The 23,940-nt window shown below is 61.6% G+C and carries 25 protein-coding genes; 7 read left to right on the top strand and 18 right to left on the bottom strand.

What is annotated here, in order from left to right; all coding sequences use genetic code 11:
* From ACIQ2A_RS14400 to ACIQ2A_RS14365, 8 genes are all read right to left on the bottom strand, one after another.
* Positions 1-436, bottom strand: a 436-nt coding sequence (locus tag ACIQ2A_RS14400; RefSeq protein ID WP_398480233.1) for a DUF2852 domain-containing protein, incomplete at its 3' end; no start/stop codon positions are given.
* Positions 437-564: 128 nt separating this feature from the next.
* Entirely contained in the window at positions 565-1,269 is a 705-nt protein-coding gene (locus tag ACIQ2A_RS14395) for a TetR/AcrR family transcriptional regulator (protein WP_398480231.1), read from the bottom strand.
* A 52-nt stretch (positions 1,270-1,321) separates the two neighbouring features.
* Positions 1,322-2,077: a hypothetical protein gene (locus ACIQ2A_RS14390; RefSeq protein WP_398480229.1), complete on the bottom strand. Its 756-nt coding sequence runs from the start codon at positions 2,075-2,077 to the stop codon at positions 1,322-1,324.
* A gap of 27 nt (positions 2,078-2,104) precedes the next feature.
* Positions 2,105-2,821, bottom strand: a complete 717-nt coding sequence (locus ACIQ2A_RS14385) for an ABC transporter ATP-binding protein (RefSeq protein WP_398480237.1) — start codon at positions 2,819-2,821, stop codon at positions 2,105-2,107.
* A 7-nt stretch (positions 2,822-2,828) separates the two neighbouring features.
* Positions 2,829-3,590 carry an ABC transporter ATP-binding protein gene (locus ACIQ2A_RS14380; RefSeq protein ID WP_398480227.1) on the bottom strand — a complete coding sequence of 254 codons (762 nt, stop codon included), beginning with the start codon at positions 3,588-3,590 and terminating at the stop codon, positions 2,829-2,831.
* A complete protein-coding gene (locus ACIQ2A_RS14375) occupies positions 3,583-4,533 on the bottom strand; it encodes a branched-chain amino acid ABC transporter permease (protein WP_398480225.1) in 951 nt (316 codons plus the stop codon). The genes ACIQ2A_RS14380 and ACIQ2A_RS14375 overlap by 8 nt, the downstream gene beginning before the upstream one ends.
* Positions 4,530-5,396 carry a branched-chain amino acid ABC transporter permease gene (locus ACIQ2A_RS14370; protein ID WP_398480222.1) on the bottom strand — a complete coding sequence of 289 codons (867 nt, stop codon included), beginning with the start codon at positions 5,394-5,396 and terminating at the stop codon, positions 4,530-4,532. The genes ACIQ2A_RS14375 and ACIQ2A_RS14370 overlap by 4 nt, the downstream gene beginning before the upstream one ends.
* Before the next feature lie 125 nt (positions 5,397-5,521).
* Positions 5,522-6,742, bottom strand: coding sequence for an amino acid ABC transporter substrate-binding protein (locus ACIQ2A_RS14365; RefSeq protein WP_398480220.1), 1,221 nt, complete (start codon positions 6,740-6,742; stop codon positions 5,522-5,524).
* A gap of 158 nt (positions 6,743-6,900) precedes the next feature.
* Here ACIQ2A_RS14365 and ACIQ2A_RS14360 point away from each other — a divergent pair, with 158 nt between their 5' ends.
* Positions 6,901-7,803, top strand: a complete 903-nt coding sequence (locus tag ACIQ2A_RS14360; protein ID WP_398480218.1) for a LysR family transcriptional regulator — start codon at positions 6,901-6,903, stop codon at positions 7,801-7,803.
* 1 nt (position 7,804) lies between these two features.
* Here the strand turns inward: ACIQ2A_RS14360 and hutX are convergent, their stop codons facing one another.
* From hutX to ACIQ2A_RS14345, 3 genes are all read right to left on the bottom strand, one after another.
* Positions 7,805-8,311: a heme utilization cystosolic carrier protein HutX gene (gene hutX / locus ACIQ2A_RS14355; protein WP_398480216.1), complete on the bottom strand. Its 507-nt coding sequence runs from the start codon at positions 8,309-8,311 to the stop codon at positions 7,805-7,807.
* A 36-nt stretch (positions 8,312-8,347) separates the two neighbouring features.
* The gene (locus ACIQ2A_RS14350; protein ID WP_398480213.1) at positions 8,348-8,683 is read right to left on the bottom strand and encodes an antibiotic biosynthesis monooxygenase family protein; all 336 of its coding nucleotides are present in this window, start codon (positions 8,681-8,683) and stop codon (positions 8,348-8,350) included.
* 147 nt (positions 8,684-8,830) lie between these two features.
* Positions 8,831-11,185 (bottom strand): TonB-dependent hemoglobin/transferrin/lactoferrin family receptor, encoded by a 2,355-nt coding sequence (locus ACIQ2A_RS14345; RefSeq protein WP_398480211.1) that lies wholly within the window; start codon positions 11,183-11,185, stop codon positions 8,831-8,833.
* Positions 11,186-11,441: 256 nt separating this feature from the next.
* Between ACIQ2A_RS14345 and hemP the strand changes: the two genes are divergently transcribed.
* The 6 genes from hemP to ACIQ2A_RS14315 all read left to right on the top strand — a co-directional run bounded on the left by hemP (position 11,442) and on the right by ACIQ2A_RS14315 (position 16,524).
* A complete protein-coding gene (gene hemP, locus ACIQ2A_RS14340; protein ID WP_398480209.1) occupies positions 11,442-11,636 on the top strand; it encodes a hemin uptake protein HemP in 195 nt (64 codons plus the stop codon).
* Positions 11,633-12,613, top strand: coding sequence for a hemin ABC transporter substrate-binding protein (locus ACIQ2A_RS14335; RefSeq protein WP_398480207.1), 981 nt, complete (start codon positions 11,633-11,635; stop codon positions 12,611-12,613). Before hemP ends, ACIQ2A_RS14335 begins: the two co-directional genes overlap by 4 nt.
* A gap of 1 nt (position 12,614) precedes the next feature.
* A complete protein-coding gene (locus ACIQ2A_RS14330) occupies positions 12,615-13,712 on the top strand; it encodes a FecCD family ABC transporter permease (protein WP_398480205.1) in 1,098 nt (365 codons plus the stop codon).
* The gene (locus ACIQ2A_RS14325) at positions 13,709-14,527 is read left to right on the top strand and encodes a heme ABC transporter ATP-binding protein (RefSeq protein ID WP_398480203.1); all 819 of its coding nucleotides are present in this window, start codon (positions 13,709-13,711) and stop codon (positions 14,525-14,527) included. Before ACIQ2A_RS14330 ends, ACIQ2A_RS14325 begins: the two co-directional genes overlap by 4 nt.
* 129 nt (positions 14,528-14,656) lie before the next feature.
* Complete coding sequence (locus ACIQ2A_RS14320) at positions 14,657-15,022, top strand: response regulator (RefSeq protein WP_398480235.1); 366 nt, start codon at positions 14,657-14,659, stop codon at positions 15,020-15,022.
* Positions 15,023-15,159: 137 nt separating this feature from the next.
* A complete protein-coding gene (locus ACIQ2A_RS14315) occupies positions 15,160-16,524 on the top strand; it encodes an FAD/NAD(P)-binding protein (protein ID WP_398480201.1) in 1,365 nt (454 codons plus the stop codon).
* Positions 16,525-16,530: 6 nt separating this feature from the next.
* On the opposite strand, the gene ACIQ2A_RS14310 is transcribed toward ACIQ2A_RS14315, so the two are convergent.
* The 7 genes from ACIQ2A_RS14310 to ACIQ2A_RS14280 are packed head-to-tail and all read right to left on the bottom strand — an operon-like array spanning position 16,531 to position 23,890.
* On the bottom strand, positions 16,531-17,304 hold the full coding sequence (locus ACIQ2A_RS14310; RefSeq protein WP_398480199.1) for an ABC transporter permease: 774 nt from the start codon (positions 17,302-17,304) through the stop codon (positions 16,531-16,533).
* Positions 17,301-18,122, bottom strand: a complete 822-nt coding sequence (locus tag ACIQ2A_RS14305) for an ABC transporter ATP-binding protein (RefSeq protein WP_398480197.1) — start codon at positions 18,120-18,122, stop codon at positions 17,301-17,303. Before ACIQ2A_RS14305 ends, ACIQ2A_RS14310 begins: the two co-directional genes overlap by 4 nt.
* Before the next feature lie 23 nt (positions 18,123-18,145).
* A complete protein-coding gene (locus ACIQ2A_RS14300) occupies positions 18,146-19,174 on the bottom strand; it encodes an ABC transporter substrate-binding protein (RefSeq protein ID WP_398480195.1) in 1,029 nt (342 codons plus the stop codon).
* Between the two features lie 44 nt (positions 19,175-19,218).
* The gene (locus ACIQ2A_RS14295; RefSeq protein WP_398480193.1) at positions 19,219-20,223 is read right to left on the bottom strand and encodes an amidohydrolase family protein; all 1,005 of its coding nucleotides are present in this window, start codon (positions 20,221-20,223) and stop codon (positions 19,219-19,221) included.
* Positions 20,224-20,232: 9 nt separating this feature from the next.
* Positions 20,233-22,524: a xanthine dehydrogenase family protein molybdopterin-binding subunit gene (locus tag ACIQ2A_RS14290; protein WP_398480191.1), complete on the bottom strand. Its 2,292-nt coding sequence runs from the start codon at positions 22,522-22,524 to the stop codon at positions 20,233-20,235.
* Positions 22,521-23,015, bottom strand: a complete 495-nt coding sequence (locus ACIQ2A_RS14285; RefSeq protein WP_398480189.1) for a (2Fe-2S)-binding protein — start codon at positions 23,013-23,015, stop codon at positions 22,521-22,523. The genes ACIQ2A_RS14290 and ACIQ2A_RS14285 overlap by 4 nt, the downstream gene beginning before the upstream one ends.
* Positions 23,012-23,890: an FAD binding domain-containing protein gene (locus tag ACIQ2A_RS14280; protein ID WP_398480187.1), complete on the bottom strand. Its 879-nt coding sequence runs from the start codon at positions 23,888-23,890 to the stop codon at positions 23,012-23,014. Before ACIQ2A_RS14280 ends, ACIQ2A_RS14285 begins: the two co-directional genes overlap by 4 nt.
* Positions 23,891-23,940: the final 50 nt, after the last annotated feature.

Below are 23,940 nucleotides of genomic sequence, written 5' to 3'. Positions count from 1 at the left end.
GGCGGTGCTGGGCCATGAACTGGTCGAACTCTTCCTTGTCCTTGGCGTGACGCAGGCGCTCGAGGAAGCTCTTGAACTCATGCTGCTCCTCTTCGAGGCGGCGCAGCGTTTCGACGCGATATTCGTCGAAGGCGCGGTTGCCCGAGGTCGGCTCGCCGAAGCCGAAGCCGCCAAAACCGCGGCTCTCCATGCGGCCGCGCATGCGCTCCATCTTGTCCTGCATCCGCTGCATCTTGTGTTCGAAACGACCCTGACGATCCCAGCAACCCATGTTTCTGCTCCCGAGTTTGAAGAAGAGAAGTGCGAGGCCAATCGGCCACCAGACGATGAAACCAAGAACAACCAGCACGATGCTCCATGGCGAACGAAGGCCATAGGTCACGCGCTCATCGTAAGGGCGACGGCCCCAGCGATTGAGATCTGCGGTGTCGGACATCTTCCTCTCCATCGGCGGCACCATGCCGCTTGTGAATGTAAATAACATTTACATACGTAAAGCACGGCCCGTTTTTGTCAAGGCGGGCACCGGGCCAGCCGCTCACATAATCGAGAGGTGGCCTGCGACTATTTGGGCGCCGCGCCCCAGGGGCCGGATTTCGGCACTGATGCTTTGTCGTTTTCGGACGGCTTTTGGTCGGTCGGGAAACCCAGTCCGCGCAAATAAATCAGCGCACCCGCTTCCAGCAGATCGTCCGGTGACATCGGCAGTTTGCGGCGGGCGGCATCGCCGCGGCCGAACAGCGAGGCGATACCGTGGGACATCGACCAGATATGCAACGCCATCATCAGCGCCGGTGGACGCGGCACGCCAGGCGGCGTAAGCGCTGCGAGACGCTCGGCCGCGGCGCGAATGACGCCAAAGGCGCGTTCGCCGGCAGCCGTCAATTCAAGGCTGGAATCCGCGGGAATGCCGGATTCGAACATGGCTGAATAGAAAGCGGGCTCATTACGGGCGAAGGCGAGATAGGCCTTGCCCAAGCGCTCGAAGGCCGTGACCGTGTTCGGCCGGCCGTCATCCCAGGCCTGCGCCAGCGTCTGCTCGAACTGCTCAAAACCGCGCTGGGCGATATTGGCCAGCAGATCGTCCCGGTCGCGAAAGTGGCGATACGGCGCGGCAGCGCTGACCCCTGCCGTGCGCGCGGCATCGGCAAAGGTGAAGCCTGCCGGCCCCTTCTCGGCGATCAGCCCAAGCGCTGCCTGCAGCAGCGCCTCCTTCAGATTGCCGTGGTGATAGCCGCGTTCGCCGCGACGGTCCTTGTGCCAGCTCATGTGAAGGGCTTTTACATGAGCCGGATCACGAGGTCATCCGGAAAGACGATCGTCAGACCTCGACCACGCGTTCGTTATGAACGCAACGGCAGTCCATTTCATATTCCAGCCCTTCGATCGGCGGCCGGTTGAAGTGCCAGGTCAGGCCGTGGCGGAACACGCCGCGGCGGCCGAGCTCGCTTTCGAGGATCGGGTACACGTCCTGCACCGTATAGAGCTGGGCGCCCGTGGTCTGGCTCCAGTCACCGGAGAAGGCGCTCATGCGGCGTTCCATCTCATTGAGAACGAACTTCGCCTTTTCCAGCATGCCTGACGGGCTGGTGTCGCCGAACCGCACCGTGTGGTCGCGATAGTTGCCCTTGCCTTCGGTCGCCTCGCCGCTGCCTGCAATGACGAAGGACGGCGGCGCATCCGGTGCCACGGTCGTGAAGGAAAAGGCGTAGAAGCCCGGCGCCGACGGCGGATCGATCTTCGGACAGACATTGCTGCGCGCGATCGGATTCACGCGGTCCTTCATGATGCCCCAGTCTTCGAGGGTCTTGATGTAGATCTCGTTGAAATCGATAAAGCCCTGTTCGGTGAAGGGCGCGGGCGAGCGGAGTTCGCAGGCTGCGAAGGACGTCAGCGGCCGGCCAGCCGCCTTGATGATCTCGGCGATCTTCGCAAAGCCTTCCTTCAGCGGCACCACTTTCGAGAAGCGGACGCGCTCCAGCGTGAAGCCCGGCAGCGCGCCGACGCCGCAGGAATACTGGAATACGCCGGGCATGTAGCGGTAGCCGCTATTGGGAGCTTCGACAGTTGCGGTCATGATGGCCTCTTTCGGATGAAACGGTGGTCAGTCTTCGAGAACGCCGAGATAGGCGTCGCGGATGATGGGATCGGCGAGAAGCTCGGCGCCCTGCCCGGCCCGCACGATGCGGCCCATGTCCATGATGTAGGCGTGGTGGCAGAGATCCAGCGCCGTGGTGACGTCCTGCTCGACCAGCAGGATGGACATGCCTTCGGAATTCAGCTGGCGCAGTGCTGCGACAAGCTGCTCGACCAGCAATGGCGACAGGCCGAGTGACAATTCGTCGATCATCAGCAGGCGCGGCGCGCTCATCAGGCCGCGGCCGATGGCACACATCTGTTGCTCGCCCCCCGAGAGTGTCGCGGCCGCTTGGTTGCGACGCTCACGAAGCTTGGGAAATGTCGTGTAGACGCGATCGATGTCGCGCTTGAGTTCAACGCTACTCGCCTTGCGCGAATAGGCGCCCATCAGAAGATTGTCCTCGATGCTCATGGCGCCGAACAGGCGGCGGCCTTCGGGCACGTGGACGATGCCATGGGCGAGGATTGCAGCGGCCGATGCGTTCGACAGATCGACGCCTTCGGAGACGTAGCTGCCCGATTGCCGATTGATCAGGCCGGACAGCGCGCGCATCAGCGTGGTTTTCCCCGCGCCATTGGAGCCGATCAGCGCGGTGATCTCGCCGGAGCGCACCACCATGTCGATGCCCCACAGCACCTGGATCTCACCGTAGCCGGCGCAGACCTCTTTGAGTTCGAGCATCGGATGATCAGCCACGGGCGGCGTTCCGTTGTGCATATTGCTGGCCGAGATAGGCATCGACGACAGCGGGATCCTTGATGATGTCGCGCGGCGCGCCGTCGGCGATCAGCCGGCCGTTATGCAGCACCGCGATGCGCGTGCAGACATTCAGCACCACTTTCATCAGATGCTCGATCATCACGATGGTGATGCCGTCGGCCGCGAGCTGATGGATGAGCTTGGTGGCGCGCTCGACTTCGGCGCTGTTGAGGCCAGCATTGACCTCGTCGAGGAACAGCAGCTTTGGCTTCATCGCCAGCGCCTTGGCGAGTTCCAGCCGCTTGCGCATGGCGAGCGTTAGCGTTGCCGCCGGCTGGTCCGCCTGTGCATCGAGGCCGACGAATGAGAGATGCGCGCGCGCAGCTTCACGCGCCGACTTCAGGCTTTCGCCGGGCTGCGAGAACAAGGCAGCCGCCGCGACATTGTCGAGCGCCGAATATTCGGCGAAGGGCTGCACGATCTGGAACGTGCGCGACAGGCCCATGCGCGCGGACTGGTAGGTCTTGATGCGTGTGATGTCCTTGCCGTCGAACGTCACGACACCGGACGACGCAGGCGTCACACCGCAGATCGTGTTCACCAGCGTGGTCTTGCCAGCGCCATTCGGGCCGATCAGGCCGACGACTTCACCTTTGTTCACCGATAGCGAGACATCGCTGAGTGCCTTCAGGCCACTGAAATGACGGGAGACATTGCTGAGATGCAGGATTTCGTGCGCGGGCTCAGACATGGCTGGCCTTTCGTCCGAACAGCGCCTGCCGGATTTTTTCGATCCGCAGCGACACCAGACCATGCGGCAGGAACAGCAGCAGCAGGATGATCAGCACGCCGAGGACGCCGGAATGGATCTGGATATAGTTGCGCCAGACCACCTCTTCGAGGCCGAGATAAAGGAAGGCGCCAAACACCACACCGAGCGGCGAGCCAAGCCCGCCCATCAGCGCCATCACGATCGGCTTCACCGAATAGAGGATATCGAACACGTCGGACGGATCGATGTAATGCACCCAGGCGGCATAAAGCCCACCGGCGGCGCCGACGAAACAGGCCGAGAGACCGAAAGCAATCGCCTTGTAGAGCGTCGCATTGAGACCGACCATCGTGGCCGCGGTCTCGTTCTGGCGGATGCAGTTCAGCCCGAAGCCGAGCTTCGAGGTCGCCACGATGGTGACGGTGATCGCCGTGATCAGCAGCAGGCCCCACATGGCGTAGAAGAAAAAGGTCGCGTCCGACATCACGCTCGACCCCGACACCAGCGGGATGTTGAGGCCCATGCCACCACCGGTGAGATCGGTCGCGTTGTTGACGAGTTCGCGGAACACTTCGACGAGCGACAGTGAGGCGATCGCAAAGTAGTGCCCGCGCAGACGCAGCAGCACGGCGCCGAACGCAGCTGCCAGCAGCAGGCAGAACACCAGCGACACGCCGACCGATACGAGCAAGGGCGCGCCCTTGTTCATGAGGATTCCGGTCGTGTAGGCGCCAAGCCCGAAGAAGGCGGCCGTTGCGAATGACGGATAACCGGCGAAGCCGCCGACGATGTTCCAGGACAGCGCGAACACCGCATACATGCAGGCGATGGTGCCGAGCCTGAGTGCATAGGCCTCTCCGAACAGCGGCAGCGCCGCGACGCAGGCGAGAAAACCGAACAGGGCGATGTGAGACCGGGTCATTCAAAGCCCTTCCGGCCAAGCAGGCCCTGCGGCCTGACGATGAGGAACACGATCAACAGAACGAAAGACAGGGTCACCGCATGGGCAGGACCGAGATAGACCGAACCGATGCCTTCGACCAGGGCCAGCAGAATGCCGCCGGCCAACGCACCGGAGACGCTGCCGAGACCACCGAGCACGCAGACGACAAAAGCCTTGCCGAGATAGGCCGATGAGGTGAGCGGCGAGATCGGGAAAATCAGCGCCATCAGCACACCAGCGCAGCCGGCAAGCGCCGCGCCGAGACCGAAGGCGACGGCATAGATGGATTTGACATCCACGCCCATCAGCACGGCGGCATCGCGATCGAGGCGGACGGCTACGATAGCGCGGCCGACCTTGGAGCGGCGGAGCAGCAGATAGAGCAGGAATGTCAGGAACAGCGCAGCACCCGTGGCGATCAAACGATCGATCGGCACGACGACATCGAGGATCGAGATCGAGCCGGTCGGCGGGCTGAGGATCAGCTTCCGGTAATCCGCCTTGAAGTAATAGATCATCGCATTGTTCAGGATCAGATCGAGCCCGAAGGTCAGCGTCAGCGTCACCAGCACCGGTGCGGTGATGACGCGATTGAGCAGCAGCCGCTGCAGCACATAGCCGAAGATGAAGAAGGCCGGCGCTGCGATGAGCAGCGAATACCACGGCGACAGCCCGAGCGAATTATATGCGCCCCAGGCCAGATAAGCGCCGAGCACGATGAACGAACCGTGGATCAGGTTGATGACGTTGAGAACGCCCCAGACCAGCGAGAAGCCGATGGCGATACAGGCATAGAGGCACCCGAGTACGAGTGCGTTGATGAGAACCTGGATGGCCAGCATGTCAGTATGTCTCTCCGAGACGTCTCAGAAACATCCGTCGTCATTGCGAGGCGCGAAGCGACGAAGCAATCCAGAGCCAAGTGAAGAAAGAACTGGATTGCTTCGCTGCGCTCGCAATGACGACATCAATTCACGCCGAGCTTGAAGTCGCCCTGCTTGATCGCTTCGGGAAACAGCACGATCGGCTTACCGCCCTGGATCTGGAAGACCGGAGGTTCGAGCGAATTGATCTGGCCGTTGGCGCCGAATTTAACCGGGCCCCAGAAGGTCACGACATCCATCTTGGCAAGTTCATCACGCACCTTGTCGCGATCCAGCGAGCCGGCCTTCTCGATGGCCATCTGGAACAGCGCGCCGCAGACCGCGGCCGATGCATGGGCATAGTCCGGCTCCGCCTTGTACTTGTCCTTGAACAGTTTCACGAAATTCGCGGTGGAGCCGAAGATATCCTTGCCGTCATATTTTTCGGCCGGATGCCACCAGGACGCGCTCGAGATGTTTTCAGCTGTCGGGCCTGCGGAATCGATGAACTCCTGATAGGCCGGGCCGGCGATCATGGTCACGACGCCAGCCTTGATCTGCTGATCGGCCATCTGCTTGCGAACGAGCAGAAGATCATTGGTGTAGCCGGTGACAAAGATCCACTGCGGCGCCAGCGACTTGATCTGCGAGAGCGTCGCCGAGTGATCGAGCGTGTTGATGGCGTATTTCTCGAAATAGACGACTTCGAGCCCGTTCTCCTTGGCCGACTTCTCCATCTCCTGCGCGATGGCGAGCGGGAACAGATCGTTGCGGGCGAGGATCGCAACCTTCTTGACGTCAGCAGCTTTCGCCTTGACCAGCTTGGTCAGCGGCGTGGTCAGCGTGTCATTCGGGGTGAAGGTGCCGAACAGATATTTATAGTTCTGGTCATAGACCTGCACCGACGACGCCGTCGCAGCCAGCATCGGCATCTTGTATTTTTCGGCGATCGTGCTCGCAGCTTTTGCAGCGCCCGAACCGAACGGGCCGAACATGAAGTTCACCTTTTCCTGGGTGATCATCTGTTCGGTGGTCTGCACCGAGCGCGGCGTGTTCGACTGGTAGTCGGAATAGACGATCTCGACCTTGTATTTCTTGCCGCCGACATTGATGCCGCCGGCCTTGTTGGCCTGTTCGGCCCAGAGATCGTAGCCCTGTTGCTGCTTCACCGCTTCCGGCGCCAGCGGGCCGGTGATCGGCAGCGGCGCGCCGAAGCGGATGACATCCTGGGCCGAGGCGACCGTGGTCGCCGCGGCGAAGCCGGCCACCGCCAGCGCGAGAGAGGCTGAAATGCGTGTCGGGAAGGCAGACCGGAGGCGAAACATTCACGTTCTCCATCAGGGACGGTGACTTTGACCTGACGGAAAGACTGTCAAATTTAGATATCGAATAAAAGCATTGAATTTCGATGCAGCCGATCTGAAAATCAGAACGCTAGCCAGTCCCTGCCGCCGCAGCGGGCACGCCGCGAGAGGGCCGCCTGATGATCGAGTCCACTGCCATCCGCTATTTTCGCGTGGTTACCGAATGCGGCTCGATCAAACAGGCCGCCGCGGCGTTGCGGATTGCTCCGTCCGCCATCAGCCGACAGGTGCAGGGGCTTGAGGAAGAACTGGCCGTCAAACTGTTCGAGCGCGGCGCACGCGGCATGAACCTGACCGATGCCGGCCATGTGCTCTATCGCTATGCAATAGAGAACCGCAGCCAGCTCGAGGGCCTGCGCAGCCAGGTCGAGGAATTCGCATCGCTGCGCCGCGGCCAGGTGAAGATCGCAACGGTTGAGGGCATGCTGTCGGACTTCCTGCCGGGTGTCTTCACCGATCTCTCGCAACGCTATCCCGGAATCGCGCTGTCCGTCACAGCTGTCGGCTCTCGCGATGTGGTGGAGCTGGTCGGGCAGAACGACGTCGATCTCGGCCTGATCTTTGGTCGCGCCAACCGGCGCGATCTCAACGAACTCGGCCGCATGCGCCAACCCGTCTGCCTGATCGTCTCGCCCAGGCATCCGCTGGCGGGTCAGCCGTCATTGCGCATGAAGGATCTCGCAGGCTTGCGCGTGATCCTGCCCGACACGTCATTCGGCATTCGTCAGGAGCTCGACAAATCCTGCGCACAGACGGGCATTCAATTGGACATGTGCAGCGAGACCAATTCGCTGGCCTTTACCCAGACCATCACGGCACGAACCGATCTGGCGACCTTTCTGCCAATGGTTTCCGCCATGGGATCGATCAATGCGGGTCACCTGATCGCAGTCCCGCTGCGCGACAAGCGGCTGGAGGCGACCCAGGTCACCCTCGTCCAGCTCGCGGCACGGATCGCCTCGCCTTCGACCCGGCTCGTGGCCGAAATGCTGATGGCGCGGATGAAGGAGCTCGACGATTGATTCAGGCTGCGATCTTCGCCGCCAAAGCATGAAACCGCGCGAGCTGATCAGCCTTCAGCGCCCGTGTCTCATCACGCCCGACAAAGACCTTGAACATCACGCCCCCGTCCACATTCAGGAAGGCGACGAAAGCCGAGGACTTGCCCATGAACGGCCGCTCGACAAAGGCGACGCCGCCGCAGCGTTCATGGCGCAGATGGCCGTGCAGGCCCTTCGGCTCGGTGAGATTATAGTAACCGTGGCCGAGGCTGCCGGGCGACAGCGGCGCCGTGGTTTCGAAGATGCCGTCGTCGGTATGGACGATCAGCGTCACCTCGCCCCATTGGGCGATGTCCTGCATCGCGCTGACGAACGCATCCGCACCACCGCCGATCTTGACCATCTCCGGCGGCAACGCCTCGATGACGACACGCGGCGTGACGCCGCGCTCGCGCGCAACGGTCTCGATCACGGCGCCGGGATTCTCCGCCATATGAGCCTTGAGAGCGGCGACATCAGCATTCGACATGACGAACTCCGTGATCGATCGTGAGGCGCAGCGCGATCAGGCTGCTTTGCTGTTCTTCTCGGTCTGGATCACCTCGAAGCCCTCGAACTTCGGATGGCCAAGATACAGGCTCGCACCTTCCGACTTGTTATCGGCGCGCGCATGCGCCTTGCGGAACTGCTCGGACTTGGTCCAGTTCTCGAAATCCGCCTTGGCCGCCCAGACCGTGTGCGAGGAATACAGCGTGTGATCCTCGGCCACGGGACCCTTCAGCAGATGGAATTCGACGAAACCCGGCAATTCGCTGAGATAGGATTCACGCGATGCCCAGATATTTTCGAAGGCAGACTCCGAGCCGGTTTTGACCTGAAAGCGGTTCATGGCGATGAACATGGGTTTTCTCCTGATGATCGGCTTGTCTAACCCAAGACTACTAGCCGTTTTGTGATGCTGATCAAACATGGAAGAAGCCGCGTCGGGACATCGACGCGGCTTCGGAGGTTTTGATCAGGCCGCAGCGGCCGTGATCATCCCTGATCTTCAACCACCGAAGTGGTACTTCAGACCGCCCTTGAACACGATGCCTGCACCGGCGCTGGCCCACAGCACGTCGTTCTGCGCGAGGCCGGAGCCGAGATCGGGACCAGGAACGGCATAGGGACGATAGTAGGAATTGAGCAGGTTCTCGATCGATCCCGTCACCGTCAAATTCGGCGTCGGCTTGGCGGCAACATACAGATTGACGAGGTCATACGACGTTGCCGCGATGCTGCCCGCCGGAAGGTCGGTATTCGCCTTCACCGATGTCCACATCATGGAGAGCGTCACGGTGTTCTCGAACAGGCGCACGCCGGCCGTCGTCGTCACCTTCTGCGACGGAATAGTCAGAAGACCGACATTCGTCTGCGTGTTCTTGCCTTCCTGGAAGCTGGCCGACACACCGACGAAGTACGCGCTGGCGTCGTACATGGTCTCGACTTCCACGCCCTGGATGCGGGCATTGGGGATGTTCTGATATTGATAGTAGGTAGTCGGGAACAAACCAGGGACCGGCGGGAAGCTGTTGAAGGGTGCCCCCGTAAACAGCGTCGGATTGATGTAATCCTCGATGTCGTTGCGGAAGACATTGACCTTGCCGCGGAACGTGTCGCCAGCGACAAACAGGCTATCCTTTTTGATATTAAGACCGAACTCCTTGTTCTTGCCGACTTCGGGACGCAGCGCCGTATTCGGAATGAAGCAGAAGTAACCGCGGGTGCCGTCGGCGCAGCGATTGAAGTCACCGGCGCCGGTGCTGGTTGCCACATGCGCGCCGGAGATTAGCGATTCCGTGATGGACGGCGCGCGGTACCCTTCAGCATAGCTTACATAAGGCGTGATGACGCCTGTTGGGAGCAGGCCCACCGTGATCTTTGGCGAGAGACGATCGCCGCTCGTGCTGCCCAACACCGACGAGAGCGTGTAGTTATCGTAGCGAAGCGCACCCACGACCTCCAGCAGCGAGGTGTAATTGGCCTTCCACTGCACGAAGCCACCGGTGACGGTCCGTTCGCCACCTGGGGTCGTGATATTGGAATTGCCGTGCGAGTCGGAAGTCTTGACCTCGTCGCGGAAGCCGTCCGCGCCATAGGTCAATGCATGTCGCCAGTCGCCGAACTCGAAGCGAGACGTATTGTGCACGTCGAAGCCGAACGTATCGATTTCGTATCCACGCTGGTCGCCGACACAGCCCGTGATGTTATTTCCGAGGCCGACACCGACGCAATTTCCAAGCGCAGTCGTGCCGTTATGCGAGACCTTCACCTGGTTGTTTTCAGTGCGGTTCCAGTAGACCTTGGCATCCCAGTCGAACAGCTTGTCGTCCGGCTGCGAATAGGTCCACCCCAGGGTGGTCATATAGTTCTTCACATTGGTAGCGAAGACAGACGTACCGGTGCCAATGGCACCGCCTGCCGAATTAGGCAGACCGGCGCGACGTGCCGGCTGGCCGACATTGTAGATGTCTTGCTGGATGACGGTACCGAGCTTGACCTCGTGCCCGTCAGCGGGACGAATAGTCAGCTTGGCGAGACCGCTCGACAGCCTGTTCCAGGTGTTCGAGACCTCGACGCCGCTGCCGTCGCGATAGTTTTCCTGGGTCGAATAGGTGCCGCCGGCGAAGAAGTCGACATTCGGGTTGATGCGCACACCACCGAAAGCCGAATTCATCGAGCGCGCAGTATTGCTGCCGAACACCGTGTTGACGTCAACGCCCCAGACCTCGCCAGGACGCAAGACGTCCTGAATATCCTTTGTACGGAACGACGCGACACCACCGATGGCGCCGGATCCGTAGATATTTGCAGTCGGGCCGCGTGTGATGTCGATGCCGCCAATCAATTCTGGGTTGAGATAGAACGAGCCGTTGGCGAAGTGGCCGGTGCGTTGATAATTCTGACGGGCACCATCAACGACGACCGCGACGCGGCCAAAATCCTGCAGACCGCGGATATTGATCGAGGTCGACGGCTCATCGCCGCGATCCTGCAGCCAGACACCGGGCATGTTGTAAATGAGATCGCCAACGGTCGAGGCCTGACGCCCCTGGATCTGCTGCAGCGTGACAACGCTGACCGGAGCCAGCGCGTCGATCGCGCGCTCCTGCGTCTTCGATGCCGTCACCGTGATTTCATCGAGGGATTGCGTGGTCTGGCGCCCGACCTGGGCATTGGCATTGCGCACGGGCTCCGGGAAAACGGCCTGCGGCGCGGCCACTCGCTTCTTCTTCGGCTTTGGCTTCGCCGGCTGCACGGTCTCGGCCGTCTGCGCAAACGCGACCTGCGCGCTGAACGTCCCCAAAACCACGACCGACACGCCCAGCAATAAGGCGCACTTCGTCCTGCCCGCGAGAGCCATGAAAACTTCCCCAAGTAAAAAAGACGATGATCTTGGCTGGCTGACGCTGCACAAAAGGCAGGCTTGCTGGCTCGCGAACGCATATGAGTCGGTGGCCCCCGCCACCAAACCGCCACTTTCGATTAAGGGTCTGTTACGAAACGGTCAACCGATCGCCCGGCTGTTTACATTGATTATAGACTGCAACGCTTGGCGATGCCGGGCGTCGAAACCTATAACTGCCTGACGACTTTCATCGACCGGGCAGATTGACACGATGGACACGGGTTCTCACGACGGCCGCAATGCCGCTGGCATCAAAGCTGAAGCGCAGCGCAGCATCTTCGTGAATGGCGACCGCATGGACAGCAAAGAGCTCTTTGCCGACCAGCGCGAATTGCTGATCACGCATGGCGAGGACACCTATCGGCTGCGCCTGACATTCCAGAACAAGTTGATCCTAACCAAATGACCGCCTCACTGCGCCCGCGCCGTGGCGCTCTCACGCGCATGCTGCAATGCGCAGCGCTGAGCGGCTGCCTGGCTCTATCGGCTGCAGCGGCGGCTGAAGATGTCGTCATTCGCGACGCCCGCGGCCGCGATGTCACCATCGGACACCCGACCCGCATCGTCTCGATCGGCGGTGCCGTCACCGAGATCCTCTACGCACTTGGCGCCCAGGACCGGATCGTCGCCATCGACACCACCAGCCTCTATCCGCCACAGGCGACGGCTGACAAACCCAATGTCGGCTATATGCGGCAACTTTCGGCGGAAGGCGTTCTCGGCCTTAACCCGCAGCTTGTGCTGGCGATTGCCGGCTCCGGTCCAAAAGAAACGATCGATGTCATCGATGCCGCCAAAATTCCGCTGATCCTCGTGCCTGATGCCCATTCCGAAGCGGGCATAATCGAGAAAATCCGGATGGTGGCGAAGGTCACCGGGCTGGAGGCACGTGGCGAATGCCTCGCCAAATCCGTCGAGGCCGATCTTGCTTCGCTGCGCGATCTGCGCGCCAAGGTGACGACACCGCCGCGTGTGATGTTCGTGATGTCCTTTGTCGATGGCCGCGCCATGGTGGCCGGACAGAAGACGGCCGCTCACGAGATCATCAAGCTGGCAGGCGCCGTCAATGTCGCTGACGGTTTCGATGGCTACAAGGTGATGAGCGACGAGGCGATCGCTGCCGCCCGGCCCGATCATATCCTCTCCATGGAGCGCAGCCGGGACGCGGTTCAAGCCGATGCGATCTTCGCCAGTCCCGGTTTTGCATTGACTCCGGCGGCGAAGAGCAAGAGCTTTGCCGCCATGGATGGTCTCTATCTTCTCGGCTTCGGCCCGCGTACGGCCGCCGCAGCGCGCGATCTGGCGCTCAAGATCGATCCGGCGCTGTCGAAAGACGCCACCGCATTCCAGCCGGCCGCGCCGACCGCCAATTGCCGCCAGTGACATGAGCCTCGCCGAGATCAAGCCGAGCGCCTTTGTCCGGGCCAAGGGACATGTGCGACGGCCGTCTGCCCTGCTCATCGTCAGCGGTCTCGTTGCCTTCCTGTTGCTCACCACCGTTGTTGCCACCACGATCGGCGCAGCCGGCATTCCCGTTGCGCGCCTGCCGGCCGCACTTGGGCTCACAGCGCCCGGTGCCGGCGATGCGTTTCATGCCCGCGATCAATTGATCCTGTGGTCGATCCGCCTGCCGCGTATTGCCGTGACGGCCATGATCGGCGGCATCCTTGGCGCGGCCGGCGCCATCATGCAGGGGCTGTTTCGTAATCCGCTTGCAGATCCGGCGCTGGTCGGCGTCTCCAGCGGCGGCGCCTTTGCCGCAGCCAGCGCCATCGTGATCAGCGATAGCCGCTATGCCGTCCATCTGCAGTTCATGCAGCCGGTCCTGCTGCCGCTTGCAGCCTTTCTTGGCTCGCTGCTCACCACCATCATCCTCTATCGGATCGCCACGCGCAGCGGCCGCACATCGATCGCGATCTTCCTGCTCGCCGGCCTCGCGATTGCGGCCATCGCCAATGCGGGCATCGGCCTGCTCGTCTTCATCGCCGACGACCGCCAGTTGCGCGACATTACCTTCTGGCTGCTCGGCTCGCTCAGCGGAGCCACCTGGAGCAAGGCGGCAACCATCGTGCCGGTATTCGCCATCGGGCTGATCGGGATGGCCTTCATCCATCGTGGCCTCGATGTGCTGATCCTCGGTGAATCTGAAGCATTTCACTCAGGCATCGATGTCGAACGCCTCAAGCGCATCTGCATCGTCATCATCTCCGCCATGACCGGCGTCGCGGTCTCGGTCTGCGGCGTGGTCGGCTTCGTCGGCATCGTCGTGCCGCATCTGTTGCGGCTGATGATTGGCCCCGGCCATCGCCTCCTACTCCCCTCATCGATCGTGCTCGGCGCCAGCCTGCTGGTCGGCGCCGATACGCTCGCCCGCACCATCGTGGCCCCCGCTGAAATGCCGATCGGCATTCTCACCGCGGCAGTTGGTGCTCCAATCTTCCTGCTCATCCTGCTGCGTCAGCGTGGATTGGTGGGGCTGTGACGGCGCTGCTCACAGCATCCGGCGTTTCGCTGTCGCTCGGGCAAGCGACATTGCTTCGGGATGTCGATCTGTCGCTCCGCAGCGGCGAAATGGTCGCGATCGTCGGCCCGAATGGTGCCGGCAAATCAACCTTGCTGCGGTTGCTGTCCGCCGACCTGCGCCCGTCGCGCGGCACGGTCGCGCTGAACGGACGCAACATCGACGCGTGGTCGCCTTCAGATCTCGCTCTGCAACGCGCGATGCTGTCGCAGCACATCACCGTCAGCTTCCCCTTCACGGTCGAGGAAGTCGTTCGCATGGGGCGCGGCAATCGTCCGCTTGCAGCGACGCAAAAACTGATCGACGACGCGATCGCCGAAGTCGGTCTCGATGCATTCCGGCATCGCGAATTGCCGACACTGTCCGGCGGCGAACAGCAGCGCGCGCATTTTGCCCGTATCCTCGTGCAGCTCGCGTGCGGCGAGGCCGCGCGCGGCCCCGGAGTGCTGATGCTGGATGAGCCGACATCGAGCCTCGACCTTCGTCACCAGATCGCATTGGTGGAGACATCCAAACAACGCGCGCGTAACGGCACGGCAGTCGTTGCGGTGTTGCACGATCTCAATCTCGCCATCCGCTTCGCCGATCGCATCGTCGTCATGTGCGATGGCGCTATTGCCGCAGAAGGCACGCCGAGCGAAACGATCACGAGTGACGTAGTACGGCGCGTGTTCCATATCGATGTTGCCGTTGCTCAGTCTGACAACGGAACACCCTATCTGCTGCCGCAATCGATGCAGGCGATCAAGGCATCAGAGATCCGGATCGCGGATTGAACCACGCGCATATCGGCCATCCCGCTGCAAACATGCCAGCAATATTGCTTGCGGGAACCCTGCCTTATTGATGAACTCCAGATGAATTGGCGCATTGCCCTCCTGTCGCAACAACCACGGAGGTTCCCCATGGGATATGCACACCGGTCAACTGCATTGGTGGTCGAGAACGACGAGGCGCAACGCACGCTCGTCAGCCTGCTGCTCGAAGAAAGCGAGATGGACGTCATCGAATGCGAGAGCGCGGAGGCTGCCGTGCTCGTTCTCGAAGAATCAGGCGACAATGTCTCGATGGTCTTCACCGACGTCGAACTCGCGGGCATGATGGACGGCATCGAACTCGCTTATCTCGCCAAGCAGCGTTATCCGAATCTGCAAGTCGTCGTCACGTCCGGGGCACCGCGTGTTCGCAGGCTCCCCGACGGCACCCTCTTTATGGCCAAACCCTGGAGCCCGATCGACGTCTTGCGGGCTGCCGAGCAATCCCTGCATTGAAGTTGAGCACATCATCCCTCACGCGATCGGGGTAGCTATCGTGTGGGGGGCTTGTGCAGGGATAGCGCCACGTGGAATAAATCGGCTCCCTTGACGCCACTAAAGAGCCGATCATTCTTTTACAGCACAACAACGCATTGATACCGAATGCTGGGCGATGGCGTGTCGCTATTGTCGGTGGAGGCGTTGCGGGTTCACTCGCAGCAATCGCACTTGCAACCATCCCGCGGATCGAATCCATCGCGATTTTCGATCGAGACGCTGCATTTGGCCGCGGCCTTGCCTATTCCGCCAAGTCGCCGTGGCACCGCATCAATGTTCCCGCCTATAAAATGGGCGGCGTCGGTGCAGAGGACGCGGAAGGCTTTGTCGATTGGCTCACCGCGACCCAACAGGCGGACTGGCGCGACTATTCAGACTCGTTCGTGTCGCGCTCGGTTTACGGCGACTACATCGCCGCGCAACTCTCTGATGTCGTCGCGCGCGGCCGAGCCGTCATGCGGACCGATGTCATCACGCATATCAGCCGCCAACAATCTGCATATGAATTGACGAATGCGGCCGGCAATCGCCAGACATTCGATCTGGTCTTTCTTTGTCTCGGCAATCCGCCACCGTCGCCATTCCCTGGTATTGCGCCGTCATCGCGCTCGATCACCGATGTCTGGGCGCCAGGAGCGCTCGATCCGATCGGCATGAATGATCGCGTGCTGGTGATCGGCACCGGTGCGACAGCCGTCGATGTAGTGATCGACCTGCATCGTCGCGGCCTGCAGCAGCCCATCACCATGATCTCGCGGCGCGGATTGCTGCCGCTCATCGATGCACCGAGCCAGACCGATCCTGCCCCTCTCGAAACGTGGCCCGAACCAACCACGCGCGGCATCTTTGCACGTTTGCTCGCGGATGCGCGACGCAAGATGGCGGCCGGCATTCCGTGGCAGACATCGGTCGATACGTTCCGGTTGCAGATCGCCCGCTTGTGGACAGATGCGTCGCAGGATGAACGTGAGCGCTTCTCACGCCATCTGCGCGCGATCTGGCTGGTACACCGACATCGACTTGCGCCGGATGTCGCAACATTGCTGAACCAGTTGCAGAGCGAACAACGTCTCACCGTGCTGGCTGGCCGGATCGTCAAGGCACAGGCAACACCGACGGGCTATGACCTGGAGCTTCGTCGTCGCGGCGGACAATCGTTGGAGATGACGGCCGACTGGATCCTGAACTGTACCGGCCCCGAAGAACGTTACGATCGCATCGACAATCCACTGGTCAAATCCCTGCTTGCGACTGGCATCGCCCGGATCGGCAATAACGGCCTCGGGCTGGATGTCGACACGACCTGCCAGATCAAGGATGGTTCGGGGACTGTTCAGCCCGGACTCTATGCCATCGGTCATGCGACGCGCGGCGCGTTCTGGGAAGTGACAGCGGCGACCAATATCCGTCACCAGATCCTGCATGTTGCCGATACGCTCAGGCAGACGGCGAGCTGTTAGCCCGCCTCAGCCCTTGCGCCACGGCACGATCACACGCTCGAGCATGTCGAAGCCGGCATTGAGCAGGAAGCCGATGATCGCGATGACGAACAGGCCGACATACATGGTTTGGACGTCGAACAGCTCCCAGGCATTCCAGATCATGTAGCCGAGGCCGCTCTTGGCGCCCACCATCTCGGCGATGGCGATCAGCACCAGGCCCATGCCGGCGCCGAGCTTCACGCCGGTCATGATCATCGGCAGCGCACCGGGCAACGCCACAGTGCGGAACATGTTGAAACGACTGGCGCCAAAATTTTGCCCGACATCTAGAAAGATCGGCGCGATCTGGCGCACGCCGGCCGCCGTATTGATCACAACCGGATAAAAGACACCGATCGCAACCATGGCGATCTTCGAACTTTCGCCAAGTCCGAAGATGAGCAGGATCAGCGGCAGCAGCGAGCTTTTCGGAATGGGATAGGTGGCCGAGATCAACGGATCGAATGCTGCGCGCACCGGACGATAGAGACCGATGGCGAGGCCGATCACGATCGCCGGTATGCAGCCGACGAAGAATCCGACGACGAGACGATAGAGGCTGGCTGCCAGATGTCGCCACAGATCGCCCGATCCGATCATCTCGACCAGATGCCGGATGACGTTCGACGGTGCCGGGAAGAACCGGACATCGATGAGCCCCGTGCGCGCGCAAATTTCCCACAGTCCGAGCAGGATCAATGGCGAGAGGATGCTGATGACGCGATCGTTCATGAAAGGCTTCGATCCCGCGACGCTCATGCACGGCCTCCGGGCTCGCGGCTGCGCGCGCGATCGACTTCCTCGCGCAACTGCGCCCAGATGTCATAGACCAGCTCGCCATAGGCGGGCATATGCCGAAGCTCGACCACATTGCGCGGACGCGGCAAATCGACCGGCACGATCGTCTTGATGCGCCCCGGTCCCGCCGTCATCACCATGATGCGATCGCCGAGCGTCACGGCCTCATCGACACTGTGGGTGATGAACACCACGGTCTTGCGGGTTTCCTCCCAGATCCGCAGCAGTTCCTCATGCAGCAGTACCTTGTTCTGCTCATCGAGCGCAGAGAACGGCTCGTCCATCAGCAGAATGTCGGGATCGTTTGCAAAGGCGCGCGCGATCGAGACGCGCTGGCGCATGCCGCCGGAAAGCTGATGCGGATAGAGGCTTCGCGCGCCATACATCCCGGTCTTGTTCAGGAAATGCCCGACCACCTCGGCAATCCGCGTGGATGGGACATGGCGCATCTTCAGGCCGTAAGCAGCATTGTCCCACACCGTCATCCAGGGAAACAGCGAGTCGCCCTGGAACACCATCGCATTCTGTGGGTGCCCGGGCTGCGGATCGCCGATGCGCATTTCGCCGTCGGATGGCGCGTCGAGACCGGCCAGCATGCGCAGCAATGTCGTCTTGCCACAACCGCTCGGGCCGACCACGACGAAGAACGTGCTGGACGGAATGTCCAGAGTGATCTTGTCCAATGCCAATTGCGCGCCATGGCGCTTGGACACGTTCCGCAGACTGATCTTGGGTGCTGCGGACTGATCCAATGACGGCATCGGAGTGATCGTTTGCATCGCCAGGAATCCCTTCAGGCCATTCAGTTCGATGCCTTGAATGGGCCCAGCACCGGCTTCAATTCATTGACGAAGGAGAGATCGATGACGCCCTCGGTCGAAATATCACCGGCGACCAGACCACGGGACTTGAAATAAGCGAGATCGGTCTCGACACTCGCGCGATTGATCTGCCCGTCGGGATCGATGAAAACCGGCACCATCTGATGCAGCAGGGACACGTCCTTGATCCCTGTCATTTCGGCGATGTCCTTGATCATCGCTTCGGCACCCGGCCCGGCGATTTTTCCATCCTTCAAGGTCGCCGCGTAATCACGGACGCCACGCAGATAGGCCTTGAGAAAAGCCGTCACCGTCCTGCGATCCTCGGCAAATTTGCCGTTGATGAGCAACATCGCGGTCTGCTGCACCGGATAGAAATCGTCGAGGCCGACGAAACGGACGGCGGCGCCGTTGCGCACCATGGCGGTGATGCCGGGCTCGGCAGAGATCGAGGCATCGATCGCCTTGTTGGCGAAAGCGGTCAGATGCTGCGGAAATGGCAGGAACACCTTCTCGATATCATCGTCTTTCAAGCCGGCCTTCTTCAGCGCCTGATTGATCACCGATTCATCAGCCGCGCCATTGGCAATGATGGCAACCTTCTTTCCCTTCAGATCGGCCAGCGACTTGAACGCACCGGAATCGATCAGGTCCTTGCGCACCATCAGTGCCTTGTAGCTATAGCCGGCAATGTTGGTGCCCTTGTCGGCGACCATTTTCAGTTTCAAACCGCGATTGACGGCGTTGTAGAGCCCGGCGGATGCAGCGCCCGCGCCGGCATCGAGATCACCAGCCCCCAGCGGCGCCACCATCTTGGCCCCGGCATCGAACGGGATCAGCTCGACCTTGAGCCCCTCATCCTTGAAGTAGCCCCGCTTCTCCGCGAGAAACAGGCCGATATCCGACGACAGATTGGTGGTGCCGACCTTGACGGTCTTCATCGTCTGGGCGTACGAACTGCCAAGCGATCCGAGTGCGACGACAGCGACGACGAGCAAATGTTTCAGCATTGATCGATCCTCTGACATGCAATGAGCGGCGACACGCCGCGGTTTCAGGGAAGACGTGGAAACAGGCGCCTTGGATTGATTTCAGTAATCAGTTCGACATCGGCCGGCGAAAAACCCGCGGCTTTTACACTCGCGACCGGATCGCGATCCGCAGGTGGAAAGGACTCGTCAGTGCCGAGCGCCACGCGCTCGATACCAACCGTATCGGCCAGAAATCGCAACGCCTTCGGCGCATGCACGATCGTGTCATAGCCGATGCGGGCCGCATAGGCGGACGGCGCCAGCTGTGCGACATCGCCCTGCGCTGCCTTGTCCATCCGCTCATGCATCACATCGAAGCGGCCGAGCAGATATGGGAAGGCTCCGCCGCCATGGCTTAGCACCAGCGCAAGCGACGGAAATCGATCGAGCACGCCGGACAGCAGGATCGAGCCGATGCCGAGCGTGGTATCGAATGTGTATTGCGCGATCTGCGTCAGCGCGAATTTTGCCGCACGCGGCGCCGGATCAACCAGAACCGGATGCAGGATCACGGGAAGACCGAGCGCTTCCGCCTTGGCCCAGAACGGGTCGAGAGCTTTCTCGCCGATATTGACGCCTTCGATATTGGCAGGGACCATCACCGCCACGGCACCGAGGCCGGTGGCGCGCTCCAGTTCGACAGCCGCGTCCTCGGCATCGACAAGCGGGACCGAGGCGACGAATGAGAAGCGGTCGCTATTGTCGTGGCTCCATTCCGCCAGCGTGTCGTTGAGCATGCGGTGCCATTGGGCGCAGGCGCCGGATTCGAGACCGTAACCATAGATATCAGGCCAGGTTGCGACGAGTTGCCGGTCAAGCCCCTGACGATCGAGGCTGGCACGCCGCTGCGCGACCGGCTCGACGAGTTGCGGAAAGAACGGCCGGACCCTGAAGCCATAATCAAACCCCAGTGCCGGCGGGCGACCATTGCCGGCAGGCAACAGCCTGACGCCGCACATGGCGCCGCGCCCCTCGATGGCGGACAACAGCTGCGGCGGAACATAATGGGCATGGATATCGATGGGCACCGGTCGTTCCTATGCAGCGGCGGCGCGGTCACGCGCGTTCTTGACGAGACGCCACAGACGCGGCGGCGTCAGCGGCAGATGATGGATCTCCACATTCAGCGGCGCGAGGGCTGCCGCAACGGCATTCGCCGTCGCCGCGGCCACGGCCACGATGCCGCCTTCACCGGCGCCCTTGGCGCCGAGCGGGTTGCTCGGCGACGGGCGCAGTTCGAGCGTGATCGCCCGCAAAGCCGGATAGTCGCTCGCCGTCGGCACCAGATAATCGGCCAGGGACGCATTGAGCAACTGCCCGTCATCATCATAGATCAGATGGTCGAGAAACACGCCGCCGAGCCCCTGCACGATGGCGCCGATCGCCTGTCCATGAACGATCGCCGGATTGATGGCATGACCGACATCTTCCACGGCCACATAATCGAGGATCTGCACCGCCCCGGTTCGAGGATCAACCGTCACATGCGCCGCATGCGTGCCGTAGCTATAGGTGCGCACGGTGTTGGAGAATGTCCCGTCGGCCGAGATATCGCCGTCCCGCGCGAGCGATGCCAGCGAGACAGTCGCGCCATTGGCAGCGATCACCTCGCCATCGCGGATGATCAACTCGCTGTTCGGTCGCCCCAAGCGCTCCGCCGCAAGTTCTATCACCTTCTCGCGCAGTTTCTTGCCGGCATCGAGCACGGCCGAGCCGCCCATCACCACCGCGCGCGAATGATAGGTACCAAAGCCTTCATGCAGCAATGTCGTCGAGCCATGCAGCACGCGGATGCGCGCGAACGGGATCGACAATGTATCGGCGGCGATCTGGCCAAGCACGGTTTCCAGCCCCTGCCCGAGGACCGATGAGCCGACGGCTACGGTCAATGCGCCGTCGCCATGCAATGTCAGCAGCGCATTTTCCTTGGGGCCGGCGCCACCGCTTTCGACGAAACAGCCAAGCCCGATGCCGTGACGAACGCCATCGATCAATCTTCCTTGCAGGCTCTTTTTCTCCTGCCAGCCGATCTCGTCCAGCGCGCGCTGGAAGGCCGCGAGATAGTCGCCGGTGTCGTAGGCCGTCGGTCCCTCATAGGGCACGAGCCCGTCGATGGGATATGGCAGCTCTTCTTCGGTGATGAGATTCTTGCGACGGATGTCGGCGGGATCCATGCCCAGATCGGCGGCGATCATGTCGATCAACCGCTCCCGGAAGAAATTGGCTTCGAAGCGCCCGGGGCCGCGATACGTCCCGACCGGCGTCTTGTTGGTGAGAAACGCTTCGACCGCCACGCCGACATGCGGAATGCGATAGGGCCCCGGCAGGAACTGCGCGGCCTTGGCCGGCACCACACCGCCATTGGTGCGGATATAGGCGCCCATGTCGCTGAACACCTTGCCGCGCAGGCCGAGAAACATGCCGTTCTTGTCGCAGGCGATCGACAACTCGCAGGCGACATCGCGCGAATGATTGATCGCCATCAGATGCTCGCGGCGATCCTCGATCCATTTGACCGGGCATCCAAGCTTGCGCGCGACGAAAGCGATCAGGAAATCTTCGGGATAGAACTCGCCGCGCACCCCGAACCCGCCGCCGACATCGATCTCGATCAGGTCGATGTCCTCGACGCGCATGCCGAGCATGCCGGCCAATGTGCGCCGGTTGTAAAAGGTGACCTTGGTCGCGCCTGTGACGACCAGACGACGCGAGACCTGATCCCATTCCGCCAGCAGCCCCCGCGTTTCCATCGGCAGGGCCGTATGCCGCTGCACGCTGAAGCGCTCGGTACGAACATAATCGGCAGCAGCGAAAGCTGCCTCAACGTCTCCGAACCCTGCATCATAGCGGGCGGCAATATTGTCGTCCGAACCGGCGAACAGGGCTTCTGTGCCGGACGCATATCCGGTCACGGCCGACACTGCTGCAAACTGCACGTCGATCACCTCAAGCGCATCTTCCGCCAGGGCACGGCTTTCGGCGACGATCACCGCGATGGGTTCGCCGACATAGCGCACCTTGTCCATGGCGATGACCGGCTGTCGAAACGGCTCGAACGCGGGCAATGGCGCCAGACGGAGCGGGATCAGCGGGATATCTGCGCCGATATCGGCAGCCGTGATTACGGCATGGACGCCCTTTACTCCCAGAGCCGCTGATGCATCGATCGCGACGATGCGTGCATGGGCGATCGAGCTGCGCAGGATCACGGCATGCAGCATGCCGTCGCGGTGGAGATCGTCCGCGAAAGTGCCGGCGCCCGCAAGAAAGCGCGCGTCTTCCATGCGCTCGACCGCGCTGCCGATCAGGGGTTTGACAGGCTCCGTCATTGGGCTGCCTCGCGTTGCATCTCGCGATAGGCGTCCCGCGCCTCGATGATGGCGGCGATGATCGGCAGATAACCGGTGCAACGACACAGATTGCCGGAGATCACTTCGCGAATCCGGTCTTCACCCGCATTCGGCTCTTCCATGAGCAGCGCATGCGCTGTCGTAAGAATGCCGGCGGTGCAGAAGCCGCATTGCAGGGCATGGTGCTTTCGGAATGCGCGCTGCAATGGGCCGAGATGCGCGACATCGCCGAGCCCTTCCACGGTTATCACCTCGCGCCCTTCCGCCTGCACGCCCAGCATCAGGCAAGCGCGCACCGCCAAACCATCCACGATCACCGTGCAGGCGCCGCAGACCCCATGCTCGCAACCGAGATGGGTGCCGGTGAGACGGAGTTCCTCGCGAAGCGCATCGGCCAGCGTCATGCGCGGCTCGACCGTGATCGTCGCAGATGATCCATTGACGCGAAGATGAACCGGCACCCCTGTCATGCGGCCTCCGGCATGGCGATGTCACCCGCGCTTGCGAGCACGCGCTCGAGCAGGACGCCGACGAGTTCGCGGCGATAGGCGCCTTCCGCATGGATATCATCGGGCGGATCGACTGCGCCGCGCGCGAGTTCTGCGACCTGTCGGATCAATTCGACGCCGGATCGCTGGCCGTTCAGCGCCTTCTCGACATCGGTCAGCCGGACGGCACGATCGGCGACACCGATGACGCCGACATGTGCATCGGAGATGTTGCCTTGCGGATCGACATCGTAATAGGCGGCGACACCAGTCATGGCGAAATCGCCGCGGCGGCGGGCGAACTCGGCAAAGCCCCAGCGTCGCTCGCGCCGCCATGGCGGCAGGCGAAGGCTGACGATCAACTCATCCGGGTCCAGCACCGTTTCCAGATTGCCGAGAAAGAACGTCGACGCCGGCACGATGCGCGTTCCGTTCGTCCCGACAATCGTCAGCACCGCATCGCATGTCACTGCGATGCCCGGCATTTCCGCTGCGGGATCGGCGTGCGCGAGGCTGCCGCCGACCGTACCCCGATTGCGGATCTGATAATGTGCGACATGCGCGATGGCAGCAGCCAATAGCGGATGAGCCCGCGCGAGGCGCGTATCACGCTCGATCATGCGCCAGGTCACCAACGCACCAAGATCGATACCGTCGTCGGAAATATCGATCCGGTTGAGATCAGGCAATCTGCCGATATCGACCAGCAGCTTCGGCGCGGCCAATCGAAAGGCCAGCATCGGCATCAGGCTTTGGCCGCCGGCGATCACTTTCGCCGCGCCATCATGGGCAGCGAGCGTTGCGATCGCTTCGGTCAGTGTAGCAGGGCAAGTATAGTCCAACGAAGGAAGCTTCATGGCGCTGCTTGCTACTTCTCAATTGATGAGAACACTCTCTTATGTTATAA

The organism is Tardiphaga sp. (assembly GCF_044336785.1).
Taxonomy (GTDB): Bacteria; Pseudomonadota; Alphaproteobacteria; order Rhizobiales; family Xanthobacteraceae; genus Tardiphaga.
The sequence above is the reverse complement of the archived record's forward strand: the minus strand, read 5'-3'. Positions and strand labels throughout refer to the sequence as shown.